Here is a 16558-nt window from a genome sequence, read left to right as displayed (position 1 = left end):
TCTATTAAATCCAGATAATCATTAACGTCAAAACAACAAACCATAACGCCTTACCCGCTCCCCTACAACCGTCCGTCGTTGCCCACCCGCAGCGCGAGGAGAACACCATGGCTTCCTTACAGATTGACGATATTCCAGGCGCAATTAAAGCCGTCAAACAACAACTGCGCCAGGCATTACCGAATTACCGCGAGACCTTCCTGGCGCTGGAAGACAATATCCGTCAGCAGGTCGAACAAATCCGCCAGGAGCTGGCCGCCGGTCAAAACCCGGTGCCGCAAATCGATGCCGAAGATATCCTGCAACAGCGCGTCAGCGAGCAGCAAAAAGCGCTGATCAAACAGCGTGGTGCCTGCGCCATTCGCGGCGTTTTTCCCCGTGACAGCGCTACGGCCTGGAACCGGGAAATCGGCGACTACCTCGACCGCAACAACTTCGTCGAACGTCTGAAAGGGGCCGCCGAAGACAATTACTTCGGCAAACTGGCCGCCAGCAAGCCACAAATCTATGGCATTTACTGGTCAAAACCGCAGGTGGAAGCCCGCCAGGATGCCCGCATGCACGCGGTACAGGTGTTCCTTAACAGCCTGTGGGAAACCGAGAGCAACGGAAAACAGCATTTTGACCCGACGCGCGTCGCCACCTACGCCGACCGCACCCGTCGTCGTCCGCCGAACTCCTCTTCGCTGGGCCTGTCGCCACACGTAGACAGCGGCACCATTGAGCGCTGGCTGGATGAGAACTTCCGTTACGTCTATCGCCACGTGTTCTCCGGCAACTGGCAGGATTATGATCCGTTCGCCGCCGACGGCCGCACCGAAGTGCGTGAAATCGCTTCACCGGCAGTGTGCTCGATGTTCCGCACCTTCCAGGGCTGGACGGCGCTGACGCCGCAGCGCACCAATGCCGGCACGCTGAACCTGGTGCCGGTGGCCAACGCCATGGCTTACGTGCTGTTGCGTGCGCTGCAGGATGACGTCGCCGACGATGACCTGTGCGATGCCGCCCCAGGACGGGCACTTTCGATCTCCGAAAAATGGCATCCCCTTTTAATCAGTGGGATTTCCCCTATTCCCGATTTAGAGCCGGGCGACACGGTGTTCTGGCACTGCGACGTGATCCACGCGGTGGAAAATGAGCATAACGGCGAATTCGACAGCAACGTAATGTACATCGCTGCCGCGCCGGGCTGTGAGAAAAACGATGCCTACCTGCAACGTCAGCTGCCCAGCTTTATCGCCGGCAAAACCCCGCCGGATTTCGCCCCTGATGATTTCGAAGTGGACTTCGTCGGCCGGGCCACGCTTGACCTGCTGACACCACTCGGCAAGGAACAGTTGGGCATTAAATAATACGCGGCCCCGTGGCGCGCCGCCCGGCCGTCACGGGGACAATTCGCTGTGATATACTCCCGGTATCTTTCCGCCGCAGCGAGAGCCCGCCGTGCACCCCTTTTTTGAAATGCTGTTAGCGGTATTTGATCGCGCCGCGTTGATGTTGATCTGCCTGTTTTTCCTCACCCGCACCCGGTTGTTCCGCCAGTTGCTGCAAAAAGAAGACCATACGCCGCTGGAGTTGGCCATGGTCACCGCCATCTTCTCGCTGTTTGCCCTGTTCAGTACCTATTCCGGCGTTAACGTTGAAGGTTCGCTGGTCAACGTACGGGTGATCGCCATCATGGCCGGCGGCATTCTGTTCGGCCCCTGGGTGGGGATCATTACCGGTATCATTGCCGGGGTGCATCGCTACCTGATAGATATCGATGGCATTACCTCGGTTCCCTGCCTGATCACCAGTATCATTGCCGGGATCGGTGCCGGGTATATCAACCTGAAGGTGAAGAAAGAACAGCGCTGGCGCGCCGGGATCATCGGCGGCATGCTGTGTGAATGCCTGACCATGCTGCTGATCGTGCTATGGGCCAAGCCGACCGAGCTGGGGCTGGATATCGTCTCCAAAATTGCCCTGCCGATGATCCTCGGCACGGTATGTATTGGCCTGATCGTGCTGCTGGTGCAGAGCGTGGAAGACGAAAAGGAAGTGATCGCTGCCCGCCAGGCCAAGCTGGCGCTGGATATTGCCCGCAAAACGCTGCCTTATTTTCGCAATATCAACAGTGAAACGCTGGCCACCATCTGCGATATCATTCGCCACGACATTCAGGCCGATGCGGTGGCCATCACCGATACCCATCAGGTGCTGGCCTACGTCGGGGTGGGGGAAGAAGCCTACCCGATTGGCCGCGAAGGCCTGAGTCGCGTGACCCGTGAAAGCATCCGGCACGGCAAGATCATTATCAAAAACAATCTGGAAAACCCGGCCACGCCGCAGATCCACTCGCAGTTGGTGATCCCGCTATGGGAGAAAGGCGAAGTGACCGGCGCGCTGAAAATTTACTACTGCCACGCCCATCAGATCACCAATACGCTGAAGGTGATGGCGGTCGGCCTGTCGCAGATTATCTCCACCCAAATGGAAGTCTCGCGCATTGAGCATCTGCGTCAGATGGCGGACAAAGCGGAAATGCGCGCCCTGCAAAGCAAGATCAACCCGCACTTCCTTTTCAACGCGCTTAACGCCATTTCGTCCTCGATCCGCACCAATCCGGATACCGCGCGCCAACTGATTATCAATCTGTCACGCTACCTGCGCTATAACCTGGAGCTGAATGACGAGTTAATCGACATCCGCAAAGAGTTGCACCAAATCCAGGATTATATTGCCATCGAACAGGCACGCTTCGGCGCCAAGCTGACGGTGATTTATGACATTGATGACGATATTTCGGTACGCATCCCCAGCCTGCTGATCCAGCCACTGGTGGAAAATGCCATCGTGCACGGTATCCAACCTTGTAAAGGCAAAGGCGTGGTGGTGATTGCGGTGAAAGATCAGGGTGACCGAGTCAGGATTTCAGTCAAAGATACCGGCCACGGCATCGACCCACAGGTCATCGAACGGGTGGCCCGCAACGAGATGCCAGGGCACAATATCGGTCTGCTGAACGTGCATCACCGGGTGTCCCTGCTGTACGGCGAAGGGCTTCGCATCCGTCGCCTGGAACCCGGCACCGAAATTGCCTTTTATATCAGCAAAAATGGCGGCAAACTGCCGGTAGAGAACAACATGCTGCCGGTCGGGGAGCGCTCATGAAAGCCATCATCGTTGAAGACGAGTTTCTCGCGCAGGAAGAACTCAGTTACCTGATTAAAAAACACAGCAATATCGTTATCGAAGCCACCTTCGAGGACGGGCTGGACGTGCTGAAATACCTGCAAACCCATCAGGTTGACGCCATTTTTCTCGATATCAATATCCCGTCGCTGGACGGGGTACTGCTGGCGCAGAACATCAGCAAATTCGCGCATCGTCCTTCGATTGTGTTTATCACCGCCTATAAAGAGCATGCGGTGGAGGCATTCGAAATCGAGGCCTTTGACTATATCCTCAAGCCCTATCACGAAGCGCGTATCGTCACCATGCTGCAGAAGCTGGAGGCGCTGCATAACCGCCCCGCCACGTTACCGGAGCAGGCCAGCGCACCGAATCGCAGCAGCCACAGCATTAACCTGATTAAAGACGAGCGGATTATCGTTACCGACATCAACGACATTTACTATGCCGCCGCCGATGAGAAAGTGACGCGGGTTTATACCCGGCGCGAAGAGTTTGTGATGCCGATGAACCTGACCGAATTTTACGGTCGCCTGCCTGAAGAGCATTTCTTCCGCTGTCACCGTTCCTACTGCGTCAATCTGTCTAAAATCCGCGAGATCGTGCCCTGGTTCAACAACACTTATATTCTGCGGCTGAGCGATCTGGATTTTGAAGTGCCGGTCAGCCGCAGCAAGGTGAAAGAGTTTCGCAAACTGATGCGTTTATAATCGCCGGCCGTTACCAGCGCGGCCCTGGGCGGTAGTAATAACCCGGTGGTGGCGGTGGTGGCATGCGGTAATGAGGGCGATCACGCCATTCATGTCGTGGCGGGCCGTAATAAATCACCCGTGGCGGCGGGCCATAGTAATAACCGCGCGGGCGTTCATAACCCCGGTATTCATAGCCCCGGTGTTCGGACCACCAGCGCGGATCGCGCCAGCGACCACCGTCCCAATAATGACCCCGGTCATCGCGGTCACCAACGTGTAATGAAAGGCCCGGTACATTTACGCCAATCGATACGTCCGCGTGGCTCACCCATGGCAATAACAGCAACGCAGCTAATAACAACAGTATTTTTTTCATCTCAACGACTCCTGCAGAGCGGAACCCGTCCGTTCGCAGATAACATAGATCTGCGCCGACCGCCGCTCTATAGGAACAATGCCCATTTACGCATTCCCCCCACATCCTTCACAATTCAACCACAATCTCCGGCGGAGCATTGGCGATAAATCGTTAACATTCTTGATTTAGATCACGTGCCACCCGCTGCATTTCATCCCCTTTTAAGCCTTAAAACGGCAGCTCATGCACCGTCAGAGGCATTTCATTCCTTCCCTTGTGCAACTCATTCCCGATCCGCCGTCGGCTGGTACTACCAGCCATATAATATGCCCATACCGCGGGGTTCAAGACAGCGCCCGCAAATTTCAGCCAACGGCTAACGCCCGGCAACGCACACACAGGAAGGAGCCCGGCCATGAACACCAAACCGGCAAATCGCAGCTTAATCGTTCTGGGGACCATCATCTGCCAGATGGGTCTCGGTACTATCTATACCTGGAGTCTGTTCAACCAGCCGTTGGTCGACAAGTTCCACTGGGGCCTCGCTGACGTCGCCACCACCTTCTCCATCACCAGCTTCTTCCTGGCCTTCGCCACTTTATTTGCCGGCAAACTGCAGGAACGCTTCGGGATCCGTAACCTGACCCTGTGCTCTGGCATCCTGGTGGGACTGGGCCTGATTGCCAGCGCCTACGTCAGCTCGCTGAATATGGTTTATCTGCTGGCCGGGGTCGTGGTCGGTTTCGCGGTAGGTATCGCTTATATCTCTACCCTGTCTAACCTGATCAAATGGTTCCCGGCCAACAAAGGGCTGATCTCCGGTATCTCGGTGGGGGCTTTCGGTAGCGGTAGCCTGCTGTTCAAATACGTTAACGCCGCGTTGATTGCCGACGTTGGTGTGTCCTCTGCCTTCTTCTACTGGGGTGCCATTGTGATGGCGCTGATTGTGCTGGGCTCCCTGCTGTTGAAAGAGCCGCTACTGGTGAGCCAGTCTGCACAGCAAGGGACCAGCGGCCTGGGCAATGACTTCAGCGTCCGCCAAATGCTGGCGACCAAAGAAGCTTACCTGCTGTTCATCATCTTCTTCGCGGCTTGTATGAGCGGTCTGTATCTGATTGGCATCGTGAAAGACATGGGCGTACAGCTGGCTGGGATGGACCTGGCTACCGCCGCCAACACCGTTTCCGCCGTCGCCATCTTTAACACCGCAGGCCGTATTATTCTGGGTACGCTGTCCGATAAAGTGGGCCGCATGCGCGTCATCAGCTTTACCATGCTGATCACCGTACTGGCGATTGTGGCGCTGAGCTTCCTGACTCTGAACCACACCCTGTTCTTCATCTGCGTCGGCGCCGTCGCCTTCTGCTTCGGTGGCAACATCACCGTATTCCCAGCGATTGTCGGTGACTTCTTCGGCCTGAAAAACCACAGCAAAAACTACGGCATCATCTATCAGGGCTTCGGTCTGGGCGCACTGGCCGGTTCGTTTGTCGCCAAATACTTCGGCGGCTTCCATGCGACCTTCATCGTGATTGGCGTGCTGTCAGTGGCTTCTCTGATAATCACCCTGTTCATCAAGGCACCGAAAGCGGTCGCGCTGGAAGAAGAACACTTCTCGCAGGCGCATCTGGCAAAAGCCTAACGCCTAAAACGATAAAAGGGGCGCAACTTAACGGTTGCGCCCCTTTTATCGTAGAGATATTGATAGCGAGATAATTTTAATTGGCATAACCAAAAAAATAATTAGCAAAGAAATTAATAATTATTACTCTGGACTTGTAAAACATTGTTATGATGAGCGAATTTTAATTTCGAGGATAGTGAAGTGAAAGGTTTATTACTGTTTTCTTCTGCAATATTATTGTTGACTGGTTGCTCAGCCAAATACAACACAAATGACATCCAAAAAAACACTGAGCTTTTAATTAAAGATACCGCAATAGTCATAGCAATACCTGCTGATGGCGTATATGAAACTCATAGTTACGCAGGTTCGGGCAATGGTACAGCAACAGCCGTTAAAGCAGCCTTCTCGAGACACTCAGATAATGTGAGTATTTTCGCAGACTGCAAGGACATTGCTTGCCTGAAGAATAACCACCCAATTATTCGTGGGTATTACGTCATCCCACAGATATTACACTGGGAAGACAGAGCTACTGAATGGTCCGGCATACCTGACAAAATAGAAGTAAAAATCACCATATACAATGCAGAATCAAATACTCGAGTTGCTTCAACAATTATTAGCGGAAAAAGCAAGTGGGCAACATTTGGAGGTGATCATCCACAAGACTTATTGCCTGAGCCTGTTAATACGTATATCTCCAGTCTGTATTAATTGAACTTGCCGCCACGATTCATCCCCCAATAATCTTGGTATAAATCATCCCGGCAAAACAGCGGTATGCTGCTTTGCCGGTGTTATGGTTACAGATGCATACCCAACGTCTGGCGCAGATGAGCGCCGGCACCCAGCAAACCGGGTTGTCCATGGGTTATCATAAATACCGGAATGTCGTGCACGTAATCCTTGAAACGCCCTTTATCCTCGAACGCCGCACGGAAACCGGAGGCTTTGAAGAACTCCATAAAGCGCGGCACGATGCCACCGGCAATGTAAACGCCGCCAAAGGTGCCCAGGTTCAGCGCCAGGTTGCCGCCGAAGCGCCCCAAAATAACGCAGAACAGCGACAGGGCGCGGCGACAGTCGATACAACTGTCAGCCAGTGCGCGCTCGGTAATGTCCTTCGGCGCCAGCTTTTCCGGCAGACGGTTATCGGACTTGACGATCGCGCGGTAAAGATTGACCAGCCCCGGCCCGGACAGCACGCGCTCGGCAGACACATGGCCTACTTCAGCGCGTAACACCTCCAGAATGATATCTTCCTCTTCACTGTTCGGCGCGAAATCAACGTGGCCGCCCTCGCCCGGCAGGCTCACCCAGCGACGATTAACGTGCACCAGATGCGCCACCCCCAAACCGGTCCCGGCGCCATACACCGCAATAGGTTTGTCTTTCTGCGCGCTACCACCGCCGAACTGCAATACATCCTCTTGCGACAGCATCGGGATCGCCATCGAAACGGCGGTAAAGTCGTTGATCACTTCCAGATGGCTCAGCCCCAAACTGGCCTTCATCTGTTTAATCGAAAACGCCCAGGTATGATTGGTCATCGCCACCCAGTCTTCAGTGACCGGACAGGCAATGGCAATACAGGCGTCTTGCACCTGGATATCCTGACCTTTTAAGTATTGGCGGATTACCGCCTCCAGGCTGTCAAACTCCAGGCCGGAATAGGTTTTCGCCTGGGTAATTTCACCCGTCGCCACAGTGCACAACGCCAGGCGGGCATTGGTGCCGCCTACATCACCTACGAGGGCATAAGTCATCAGTATCTTCTCCGCGAAATGAATAATAGAAAGCTGCCCACACTGTAAAATCCCGCTGCAAAAACAACAATCACCATCCTCTGCGCGGCCATCCATTAGCGATCCGGATCACAAAAAACGTTTCAGCCAACCCTTTTCAGCCCCATCTGAAACAAATTGCGGCAAAAAACGCGCCATGGTCACTGTTAACCGTCATGACAGAAAGGCACTATTAACCGGCCCCGCGGCCTTCACGCCCGGCCGGAAATATCATTGCGTGCCAGAGTGTCGATTGTCTGGCAAGCTGTGGCCACAACCATCACCCGTTCGGCCTGCCATCCAGGGCCATTGAAAAGGGATCCCTGCATGCTGCACCCGCGCGCCAATGCCATGTTGGCTTTCGCTCTGCCCGCTCTCATTATCGGTTCAGCCTCAAGCCTGGTGCTCATTCTGGTGATGAAGTTCGCCGATGCACTGCAGCGGCTGCTGTGGGTGAATATTCCTGCGGCTATGAATATCGATACCCATTCGCCCTGGTGGCTGATCGGCCTTCTGACGCTGACCGGTGTCGCCGTTGGGCTGATAATCCGCTATATGCCTGGCCATGCAGGCCCCGATCCGGCCACTGAATCTTTGATCGGTATGCCGCTGCCGCTTTCGGCGCTGCCCGGTCTTACGCTGGCGCTGATCGTTGGCCTGGTGGGTGGCGTCAGTCTGGGGCCGGAAAACCCGATCACCGCCATCAATATTGCGCTGGTGGTGGCAATAGGTTCGCGCCTGCTACCGAAAGTCCCCCGCATGGACTGGATTATTCTGGCTGCGGCCGGCACCATCGGCGCACTGTTCGGTACTCCGGTTGCCGCTGCGCTGATTTTTTCGCAAACGCTGGCAGGCAATAATGACGTGCCGCTGTGGGATCGGCTATTTGCCCCGTTAATGGCGGCAGCGGCCGGTGCGGTCACTACACAGTTATTTTTCACGCCGAACTTTGCCCTGCAGCTTGATCCCTACACCGTGACCCGGCTGACGGATATCTTCAGTGGTTCCATCGTCGCCCTGATCGCCATCGCGCTGGGCATGGTGGCGCTATGGAGCTTTCCGCACGTCCACCGTCTGTTCCACTCGATAAAAAATCCGGTGCTGATGCTGGGATTGGGCGGTTTTGTGCTTGGGTTGCTGGCGTTAATCGGGGGTGACATCACCCTGTTTAAAGGGCTCGATGAAATGAAGCGGCTGGCGATGGGCGAGAATTTTTCTGTCACGGAGCTGCTGCTGATTACACTGAGCAAGCTGGCGGCTCTGGTGATTGCTGCCGCCAGCGGCTTTCGTGGCGGACGTATCTTCCCGGCGGTGTTTGTCGGGGTAGCGCTGGGCCTGATGCTGCATCAGCATGTTCCGGCGGTACCGGCGGCGATTACCGTTTCCTGCGCCATTATGGGATTGGTGTTGGTGGTCACGCGTGACGGTTGGCTCAGCCTGTTTATGGCCGTTGCCGTGGTGCCGGAACTGCACCTGCTGCCCATACTCTGTGTGGTGATGTTGCCCGCCTGGCTGGTGCTGGCGGGCAAACCGCTGATGCTGGTGGGCAAGCGCCACTCTGCACAGGACGATTAAGCGAGCGCGAATTCCGCTGCGGCGCGCGCATGGATGGCGGTGGTGTCGAAGACCGGCACTGACGCATCCTGCGCGCCGACCAGCAGGCCAATCTCGGTGCAGCCGAAAATTATGCCTTGCGCCCCCTGCTGTTCCAGGTTGCCGATGATACGGCGGTACTCATCGCGCGACGCATCGCGGATTTTCCCCAGGCACAGCTCTTCATAAATAATACGGTGCACAATGTCGCGATCGGCCGCCACCGGGGTCACCACTTCGATGCCGTATTTTTCCTGCAAGCGTCCACGGTAAAACTCCTGCTCCATGGTAAAACGCGTGCCGAGTAGCCCGACGCGGCGAATGTCCTGTTGACGCACCTGCAATGCCGTGGCGTCGGCAATATGAATCAACGGCAAGCCGCTGGCCTGTTCAACCGCATCCGCCACCTTGTGCATGGTATTGGTACAAATGACGATGGCCTGCGCACCGGCGGCACGCAGCGAGGCCGCAGCGGCAGCCAACAAACGCCCCGCACCGTCCCAGTCGCCCTGATGTTGCAAGCGTTCGACCTCGTGAAAATCGACGCTGTAGAGCACAATTTTGGCCGAATGCAGGCCACCGAGGCGCTCTTTCACCTGTTCATTGATCATGCGGTAATAAGGTATGGTTGATTCCCAACTCATGCCGCCCAGCAGGCCCAGCACTTTCATCGTTTGCTCCTCCGTCATTGCTGCAATGTTCCGACATTACCTGAGAATCGAAGTGATGACGACGCCTTATTTAGCCGAGGAATTGACCGGCTGGCGCGCCTCGAACCAGCGCTGACGCAGGGTATCGTACGCCCAGTTATAGAGCATGGTGTACGGCAGGAAGAACAGGAAGAAACCAAGTTCCAGCATAAACGCCTGCACAAAAGAGATGCTCAGCATCCAGGCGGCAATCGGTACGCCGATCAACACAAACCCGGCCTCAAAACCCAGGGCATGAAACACCCGCACCTTAAGATTACGCACCACGCGGCCCACTGGCCACAGGCGGTCAAAAACGGTGTTATAAACCATGTTCCATACCATGGCGACGGTGGACAACATCACCGCCAACGCACCGACCTGTACCATCGAACGGTTTAGCAACCACGCGCCCAGCGGGGCGCAGATCATCACTGCGATGGCTTCAAAACCGACGGCGTGGACGATACGTTCAATGAAAGACTTGTTTTGCAGTTGCATACATCACCTGTTTTTTTACTGTTTTTGCTAAAGTCAGGTGATTATCATCTTATTTTTAGGTAGGTTAAAGATAGATTCCATCTATAAAGTAGATACATCATGCGCTATTCACCCGAAGCCCTGCAGGCGTTTGTCGAAGCCGCCGCCCTCGGCTCGTTCTCTGCCGCCGCCCGTAAGCTACGCAAAAGTCAGTCAACCATCAGCACCGCCATTGCCAACCTGGAGGCCGATCTCGGCTTGATTCTGTTCGATCGCCAGGCGCGCCAACCGGTGTTGACCGCCGCCGGCCACAAAGTGCTGGGCCATGTGCAGGAGATCCTTGCCGCCAGCGAACGGCTGGACGCACTGAGCATTCGGCTGGCGGACAATATCGAGCCGCGCCTCAGCCTGGTGTTCTCCGATACCTATCAGCCAACCCACCACGATCGCCTGATGCAGCACTTTGAACAACGTTATCAGGATATTGAGCTGGAGTGCATGATCGCCGAAGACGGCGACGTGCTTGACCTGTTGCAAAGCGGCCGCGCGCATCTGGGTATGGTGGAGGTTCAGGCCAGTTACCCGCCGGACATCGGTTTTGCGCGGCTGCCGGAACAAACGGAAATGGGGCTGTTCGTCACCCACTCGCACCCGCTGGCGCAGACGCCCGCCCCCACGCAGGAGCAACTGGCCAGCACGCGCCAACTCATCCTCAATACCTATAGCGGCGCTGAAGCCGCCCGGTCCGGCGGTCTGGTGTGGTCAGCCCCCAGCTACCTGCTATTGCTGGAAATGGCGGAACAAGGGTTCGGCTGGGCCGTACTGCCGAACTGGTTGGTAAAACAATACGGCCATGACAAATTGACCGAGCTCAAGCCCCGCGGCTGGCCGAAGCTGATTTCAGTGGATGCGGTATGGTCGAAACTGACCCCGCCGGGGCCGGCGGGGTATTGGTTGCTGGAACGCCTGCTGGAAAACGCGGCGGATCAGGCGGCTGCGTTACGCGAGTGAATGGCGCGTGAAACGCTATCGAGCAGTTCGGGAATGTCCATCTTCGGCAGCATCACTTCCACAAAGGCCAGTTGTGGGCTGTCGCCCACTTCTTTCAGTGCCTGGCGCAACTGCTGCGGATCGGCGACCCGCAGCGTTTTCACCTGATGCTCGCCCGCCAGCGCCTGCGGTAACTGCGTCCAGTTCCACTGGGCGATATCGTTGTAACGCTGTTGCGGGCCGTGAATCGCCCGTTCAACGGTATAACCCTCATTATTGAGCAGGAAGATCACCGGCTTTTGCCCATCACGCAGCATCGAACCCAGTTCCTGCGCCGTGAGCTGAGCCGAACCATCGCCGATCAACAACACCACCCGCCGATCCGGCTCCGCCGTCTGTGCCCCGAATGCCGCCGGCAGGGTGTAACCGATAGAGCCCCACAGCGACTGGACGATAAACCGGCAGCCATGCGGCAGGCCAAGCGCCGCCGCACCAAAGCAGGCGGTGCCCTGTTCGGCGATCAAAATATCGCCGGGGCGCAGAAAGTCCTGTATCTGTTGCCAAAATCCATGCTGATCCAGGCCACTGCCGTTCGAGTCCGGCAATGTCGGGCGCTGAATGGCCGGTACTGGCCATTGTTTTGCCAACGACAACGTCAACTGGTGCAGTGCTAGTACCGCATCACGCAGCGGGATTTGGCTGAATACCTGCTGCCCTACCCGTGCTTCAAACGGCTGAAGATCTATGCATTTTTCTGCAGGCAGATGATGGCTGAAGCCGGCGGTAATGGTATCGGTAAAGCGCACGCCGACGTTAATCACCACATCGGCCCCCTCAATCAGTTGCTTCACCTGTGGATCGCTGGCGGCACCGGCGTAGGTGCCGGTAAAGCAGGCATGGGTTTCATCCAATACGCTTTTGCCCAGCAGCATGGTTGAATGCGGTATATCAACCTCATTCATCCACTGTTCCAGCACTTTTTCCACCCCGAAACGTTCCGCCAAAAAATCCGCCAGCAGGGAAACCCGCCTGGCCGGTAACAGCATTGCTCGCGCGGCAGCGATAAAGGCTTGCAGCGACGTCTGGGAAAGGTGCGCCTGGCGTAGCACCAGCTGCGCAGGCCGGGAGGTTAAGGGGGCTTCCGCCACCTCACTGGGTAACACTATATAGACCGGACGGTGTTCAAACAGCGCGATGGTCAGCAGGCGGTCGATTTCCGCCTCGGCGTTGTCGGGGGTAAGGCTGGCCTGCGCGACGGTCACCTCTTTCGCCATACGGGCAAAGTGGCCAAAGTCACCGTCCCCCAGCGAATGGTGCAGCAAATCACCGGCCCGCTGCGCGCGTAACGTTGGGGCACCCACCACGTGGATCACCGGCAGGTATTCGGCGTAGCTACCGGCAATACCGTTGAGCGCGCTCAGTTCGCCTACGCCAAAGGTGGTCAGCAAAGCGGCGGCCGGTTTACAGCGTGCGTAACCATCTGCGGCATAGGCGGCATTGAGTTCATTCGCGCAGCCTACCCAGGTAATTTGCGGATGGCTGATGACATGATCGAGAAACTGCAGGTTGTAGTCACCGGGCACGCCAAAGAAATGCCGGATGCCGATCTGAGCCAAACGATCGAGTAGGTAATCAGCCACTCTATAGGTCTTATTCATGATCATCACCTGCCAACACCGGAGATTGTTAGTATTAAGTATCGAAGGTGATGGATAAATTTCGAGCTTTATATCTAAAAAGCGCTTGGCAACTCAGCGTTACACCCGTGCCCTATTGGCAGGCATGAGGAATACTTCATTAGTCAGATTGATAACGCTTTGGCGATTAAGCGTGATCGGGGACTCTGACAATCCTTGTGAAAACGCATACACTAAAATTCATTTCACCTCTGCGGAAAAGGGTTCCTATGCTCTACCAGGCTGATTCTTCACGTTACCAAAATATGGAATATCGCCGCTGCGGCCGTAGCGGCCTGAAACTGCCGGCCATTTCACTTGGCCTATGGCATAACTTTGGCGACACCACGCTGTATGACAATGCGCGTAAACTGATCCACTGCGCGTTCGACCGCGGAATCACTCATTTTGACTTGGCCAACAACTATGGCCCACCGCCCGGTTCCGCCGAGGAAAACTTCGGCCGTATTCTCAGCGCAGACCTGAAGCCCTGGCGCGATGAGCTGATCATCGCTTCAAAAGCCGGTTACACCATGTGGCCAGGCCCTTATGGCGACTGGGGATCGAAAAAATATCTGGTCGCCAGCCTGGATCAAAGCCTGCAGCGCATGGGGCTGGACTATGTGGACATCTTCTACCACCATCGCCCGGATCCGGATACGCCGCTGGAAGAAACCATGGCGGCGCTGGATCTGCTGGTGCGTCAGGGCAAGGCACTGTACGTCGGGCTATCCAATTACCCGGCCGATCGTGCGCGGCAAGCGTTTGCTATCCTGCAAAAACTCGGCACGCCGTGCGTGATCCACCAGCCGAAATACTCAATGTTCGAACGTTGGGTTGAGCCCGAGTTGCTGGACACGCTGGAAGAACACGGCGTAGGCTCCATCGCCTTCTCACCGCTGGCCGGTGGCCTGCTGACCGATCGTTATCTGCAGGGGATACCGCAAGATTCACGCGCCGCCAGCAGCAGCCAATTCCTGCAGCCCGGTCAACTCACCGACGATAAGTTAGATAAGGTGCGTCGGCTCGATGCGCTGGCGCAACAGCGCGGGCAGAAGCTGTCGCAAATGGCGCTGGCCTGGGTATTACGTGGCGACCGCGTTACTTCGGTACTGATCGGTGCCAGCAAGACCAGTCAGATTGAAGATGCTGTCGGCATGTTGGCTAACCGTAGCTTCAGCGATGACGAAATGGCTCAGATCGAACAGATATTAGTGTAATCGATTACAATTATCGCCGGTTTCAACACCGGCGATACCCTATTCAGGCCAGACGAATCTTAAATCACTCATCCCCGACCGTTTTTCAGAATCCCTCTAAGATTCAACCCTATCCGTAAAGGCTAAGATGCCGCTATTGCAGGTAAAACTATAAGGCCATTTTATAAACTGATGAACGCGCTTCATTACTTATAAAGCCGGCCAAGCCGCTGCGGCGGAAAGGAGAATTCATGTTTAAACCTCTGTTATTAGCCACCCTGTTGGTGGCGTCGACACTGCCTGCCATGCAGCAGGCCCAGGCTGAGGGCCTCAGTATCGATCTGATGCCGGGCGTTTCATTACGCATCGGTGAACAAGACAACCGCGGCCGTTACTGGGACGGTTATGACTGGCGTGACCGTGACTGGTGGGAGGGCCATCAGGGGCGCTACCTGGGTGACCGCAACCGTCGAGGCTACAACTGGGATGGTTATCGCTGGCGCGACAACGATTACTGGCGCAAAAATTATTACTATCATGAAGGCCGCTATCGCAAATACGATAAGCACTACTACAAGCACCATGATAAACACCACTGGAAGGATCGACGCCATGATGACCGCGATCATCGCCACCATGGTCATGGTGACCACGACGACTGACCGTAAAAGGCCGGCATTGCGCCGGCCTTTCATTTAATAGGCGCTCACAGCAGGCTACTGATCAGCAGATAACCGTTCAGCCCTACCACTACCACCACGATCAACTTGCCCATCGTCTGTATGGTGCGACTGTTCACCATCTCACCCATCAGCTCACGATTACCGGTGAACGACAGCAACGGCACCAACGCCAGTGCAATACCGAAACTCAGCAATACCTGGCTCAGTACCAAAATTCGCGTGGCGTCCATCCCCAACATAATGACGATAAACGATGGCAGCATGGTGACCACACGGCGCACCCACAGCGGAATGTAAAAACGCACAAACCCCTGCATCACTACCTGCCCGGCCAGCGTACCCACCACGGTAGAAGATAACCCGGCGGCCACCAGGCTCAGTCCGAAAATAGTGGCTGCCGCCTGCCCCAACAAGGGCTGCAGCGTCAGATAAGCCTGGTCGAGATCGGTAATACCGCTGTGGCCATTAAAGTGGAAGGCAGCAGCGGCGGTAGCCATCATCGCCAGGTTAACAAAACCGGCAATGGTCATGGCAATGGCCACATCGACCTTGGTGGCAGCATACCTGTCGGCCTTTGAGCTTTCCCCGGGCGCCTGAGTTAACGACGAATGCAGATAAATCACGTGCGGCATAATGGTGGCACCAAGCACCCCGGCGGCCAAAAACACCGCATCACCGTTCGGTAAATCCGGCATCGCCATGCCTTTTAACAGCGGGCCCAACTGTGGCTGGGAAAATGCCAGTTCCACCATATAAGCCAAAGCGACAAACAGCAGCAGGCTGCCAATCACCCATTCCAAAGGTTTTTGCCCACGTTGTTGCAACATCAGGATCAAAAAAGTAGCGATGCCGGTCAGGATCGCTCCCTCCAGCAACGTCACGCCCAACAGCAGTTTGAAACCGATAGCCGCGCCGATAAATTCGGCCAGATCTGTGGCCATGGCAATGATTTCTGCCTGAACCCAATAAGCCCACACCGCCGGACGCGGGAAACGATCGCGAATATGCTCCGCCAGATTTTTACCAGTGGCAATGCCCAGTTTGGCGGACAACAGCTGGATCAGCATCGCCATGACATTGGCCCACACCACCACCCACAGCAGGGTATAACCAAAAGAGGCACCGGACTGGATATTGGTGGCGAAATTACCGGGGTCAATGTAGCCGATAGCCGCGATAAATGCGGGGCCCATCAGGGAAAGTTTGATCTTCCTGGATGAACGTGGGGTGGTCTCAACCACGCGACTGTTCAGCATGTTCTGAACCCTTACTTCTATTAAGCCTGGGGTTATCTTATGTAAATGATAATAATTATCAAGTGCATTTGTAGTGGTAATACTTATCTCTGCAATAGATAAAAACCACGGGTTTAACGAAAGGTTTAGCCGCTAGATGAACATTTTCCGCACTCTTCCGGGACAGATTTAGAGCACAATCCGTCTTATCATCAAATTTACCCAGGAATAGGAATTTCATATGACTTCATTAAGCCCTTGATTTTTTATGCTTTACCGTACTAGTTTAAGACGTTTCCCAGTATGAATTTCCATATTTGCTATAGACCTCTCGTTTTTAAACGTGGCGTTACATAAAATGACATCCGAAATTCAGCC

At 55.3% G+C, this 16558-nt stretch carries 15 protein-coding genes; 9 read left to right on the top strand and 6 right to left on the bottom strand.

From position 1 onward, the window contains the following. Window positions 1-107 precede the first annotated feature (107 nt). The 3 genes from OCH02_RS00420 (at window position 108) to OCH02_RS00410 (ending at window position 3884) form a co-directional block, all read left to right on the top strand. Window positions 108-1352 carry a DUF1479 domain-containing protein gene (locus OCH02_RS00420; RefSeq protein ID WP_261429202.1) on the top strand — a complete coding sequence of 415 codons (1245 nt, stop codon included), beginning with the start codon at window positions 108-110 and terminating at the stop codon, window positions 1350-1352. 109 nt (window positions 1353-1461) lie between these two features. Beyond that, window positions 1462-3153 (top strand): sensor histidine kinase, encoded by a 1692-nt coding sequence (locus OCH02_RS00415; protein ID WP_315899167.1) that lies wholly within the window; start codon window positions 1462-1464, stop codon window positions 3151-3153. Further along, entirely contained in the window at window positions 3150-3884 is a 735-nt protein-coding gene (locus OCH02_RS00410) for a LytR/AlgR family response regulator transcription factor (RefSeq protein ID WP_135317431.1), read from the top strand. Before OCH02_RS00415 ends, OCH02_RS00410 begins: the two co-directional genes overlap by 4 nt. 10 nt (window positions 3885-3894) lie before the next feature. Here OCH02_RS00410 and OCH02_RS00405 read toward each other — a convergent pair whose 3' ends face one another. Continuing rightward, the gene (locus OCH02_RS00405; protein ID WP_261429198.1) at window positions 3895-4242 is read right to left on the bottom strand and encodes a DUF2502 domain-containing protein; all 348 of its coding nucleotides are present in this window, start codon (window positions 4240-4242) and stop codon (window positions 3895-3897) included. Between the two features lie 397 nt (window positions 4243-4639). Between OCH02_RS00405 and OCH02_RS00400 the strand changes: the two genes are divergently transcribed. Beyond that, entirely contained in the window at window positions 4640-5866 is a 1227-nt protein-coding gene (locus OCH02_RS00400; RefSeq protein ID WP_261429196.1) for an OFA family MFS transporter, read from the top strand. 183 nt (window positions 5867-6049) lie between these two features. Next, window positions 6050-6565, top strand: coding sequence for a DUF4823 domain-containing protein (locus tag OCH02_RS00395; RefSeq protein WP_261429194.1), 516 nt, complete (start codon window positions 6050-6052; stop codon window positions 6563-6565). A gap of 89 nt (window positions 6566-6654) precedes the next feature. Here the strand turns inward: OCH02_RS00395 and glk are convergent, their stop codons facing one another. After that, window positions 6655-7620, bottom strand: a complete 966-nt coding sequence (gene glk / locus OCH02_RS00390) for a glucokinase (RefSeq protein WP_261430773.1) — start codon at window positions 7618-7620, stop codon at window positions 6655-6657. Between the two features lie 342 nt (window positions 7621-7962). Here glk and OCH02_RS00385 point away from each other — a divergent pair, with 342 nt between their 5' ends. Continuing rightward, window positions 7963-9210 carry an ion channel protein gene (locus OCH02_RS00385; protein WP_261429192.1) on the top strand — a complete coding sequence of 416 codons (1248 nt, stop codon included), beginning with the start codon at window positions 7963-7965 and terminating at the stop codon, window positions 9208-9210. On the opposite strand, the gene OCH02_RS00380 is transcribed toward OCH02_RS00385, so the two are convergent. Next, a complete protein-coding gene (locus OCH02_RS00380; RefSeq protein WP_261429191.1) occupies window positions 9207-9899 on the bottom strand; it encodes an aspartate/glutamate racemase family protein in 693 nt (230 codons plus the stop codon). The two genes, OCH02_RS00385 and OCH02_RS00380, sit on opposite strands and share 4 nt — an antisense overlap. A gap of 66 nt (window positions 9900-9965) precedes the next feature. After that, window positions 9966-10418, bottom strand: coding sequence for a multidrug/biocide efflux PACE transporter (locus OCH02_RS00375; RefSeq protein WP_261429189.1), 453 nt, complete (start codon window positions 10416-10418; stop codon window positions 9966-9968). Window positions 10419-10517: 99 nt separating this feature from the next. On the opposite strand from OCH02_RS00375, the gene OCH02_RS00370 reads away from it, so the two are divergent. After that, window positions 10518-11408 carry a LysR family transcriptional regulator gene (locus tag OCH02_RS00370; protein WP_261429187.1) on the top strand — a complete coding sequence of 297 codons (891 nt, stop codon included), beginning with the start codon at window positions 10518-10520 and terminating at the stop codon, window positions 11406-11408. On the opposite strand, the gene OCH02_RS00365 is transcribed toward OCH02_RS00370, so the two are convergent. Continuing rightward, window positions 11384-13045, bottom strand: coding sequence for an alpha-keto acid decarboxylase family protein (locus OCH02_RS00365; RefSeq protein WP_261429185.1), 1662 nt, complete (start codon window positions 13043-13045; stop codon window positions 11384-11386). The genes OCH02_RS00370 and OCH02_RS00365 overlap by 25 nt on opposite strands. Window positions 13046-13293: 248 nt before the next feature. On the opposite strand from OCH02_RS00365, the gene mgrA reads away from it, so the two are divergent. Next, window positions 13294-14283 (top strand): L-glyceraldehyde 3-phosphate reductase, encoded by a 990-nt coding sequence (mgrA, locus tag OCH02_RS00360; RefSeq protein WP_261429183.1) that lies wholly within the window; start codon window positions 13294-13296, stop codon window positions 14281-14283. Between the two features lie 230 nt (window positions 14284-14513). Continuing rightward, window positions 14514-14924 (top strand): DUF2502 domain-containing protein, encoded by a 411-nt coding sequence (locus OCH02_RS00355; protein ID WP_261429181.1) that lies wholly within the window; start codon window positions 14514-14516, stop codon window positions 14922-14924. A gap of 44 nt (window positions 14925-14968) precedes the next feature. Here OCH02_RS00355 and OCH02_RS00350 read toward each other — a convergent pair whose 3' ends face one another. Next, window positions 14969-16201: an Nramp family divalent metal transporter gene (locus OCH02_RS00350; protein ID WP_261429179.1), complete on the bottom strand. Its 1233-nt coding sequence runs from the start codon at window positions 16199-16201 to the stop codon at window positions 14969-14971. Window positions 16202-16558: the final 357 nt, after the last annotated feature.

The organism is Serratia quinivorans, assembly GCF_946227985.1.
Lineage (GTDB): Bacteria > Pseudomonadota > Gammaproteobacteria > Enterobacterales > Enterobacteriaceae > Serratia > Serratia quinivorans_A.
Note: the sequence above shows the minus strand (reverse complement) of the source record. Positions and strands in the feature narration are given on the sequence as shown.

What these genes read in the sequence shown, in the direction of transcription:
- OCH02_RS00420 (WP_261429202.1), top strand. Translation starts at nt 108, where the DNA reads ATGGCTTCCTTACAGATTGACGATATTCCAGGCGCAATTAAAGCCGTC.
- OCH02_RS00415 (WP_315899167.1), top strand. Translation starts at nt 1,462, where the DNA reads ATGCTGTTAGCGGTATTTGATCGCGCCGCGTTGATGTTGATCTGCCTG.
- OCH02_RS00410 (WP_135317431.1), top strand. Translation starts at nt 3,150, where the DNA reads ATGAAAGCCATCATCGTTGAAGACGAGTTTCTCGCGCAGGAAGAACTC.
- OCH02_RS00405 (WP_261429198.1), bottom strand. Translation starts at nt 4,242, where the DNA reads ATGAAAAAAATACTGTTGTTATTAGCTGCGTTGCTGTTATTGCCATGG.
- OCH02_RS00400 (WP_261429196.1), top strand. Translation starts at nt 4,640, where the DNA reads ATGAACACCAAACCGGCAAATCGCAGCTTAATCGTTCTGGGGACCATC.
- OCH02_RS00385 (WP_261429192.1), top strand. Translation starts at nt 7,963, where the DNA reads ATGCTGCACCCGCGCGCCAATGCCATGTTGGCTTTCGCTCTGCCCGCT.
- OCH02_RS00380 (WP_261429191.1), bottom strand. Translation starts at nt 9,899, where the DNA reads ATGAAAGTGCTGGGCCTGCTGGGCGGCATGAGTTGGGAATCAACCATA.
- OCH02_RS00375 (WP_261429189.1), bottom strand. Translation starts at nt 10,418, where the DNA reads ATGCAACTGCAAAACAAGTCTTTCATTGAACGTATCGTCCACGCCGTC.
- OCH02_RS00370 (WP_261429187.1), top strand. Translation starts at nt 10,518, where the DNA reads ATGCGCTATTCACCCGAAGCCCTGCAGGCGTTTGTCGAAGCCGCCGCC.
- OCH02_RS00365 (WP_261429185.1), bottom strand. Translation starts at nt 13,045, where the DNA reads ATGAATAAGACCTATAGAGTGGCTGATTACCTACTCGATCGTTTGGCT.
- mgrA (WP_261429183.1), top strand. Translation starts at nt 13,294, where the DNA reads ATGCTCTACCAGGCTGATTCTTCACGTTACCAAAATATGGAATATCGC.
- OCH02_RS00355 (WP_261429181.1), top strand. Translation starts at nt 14,514, where the DNA reads ATGTTTAAACCTCTGTTATTAGCCACCCTGTTGGTGGCGTCGACACTG.
- OCH02_RS00350 (WP_261429179.1), bottom strand. Translation starts at nt 16,201, where the DNA reads ATGCTGAACAGTCGCGTGGTTGAGACCACCCCACGTTCATCCAGGAAG.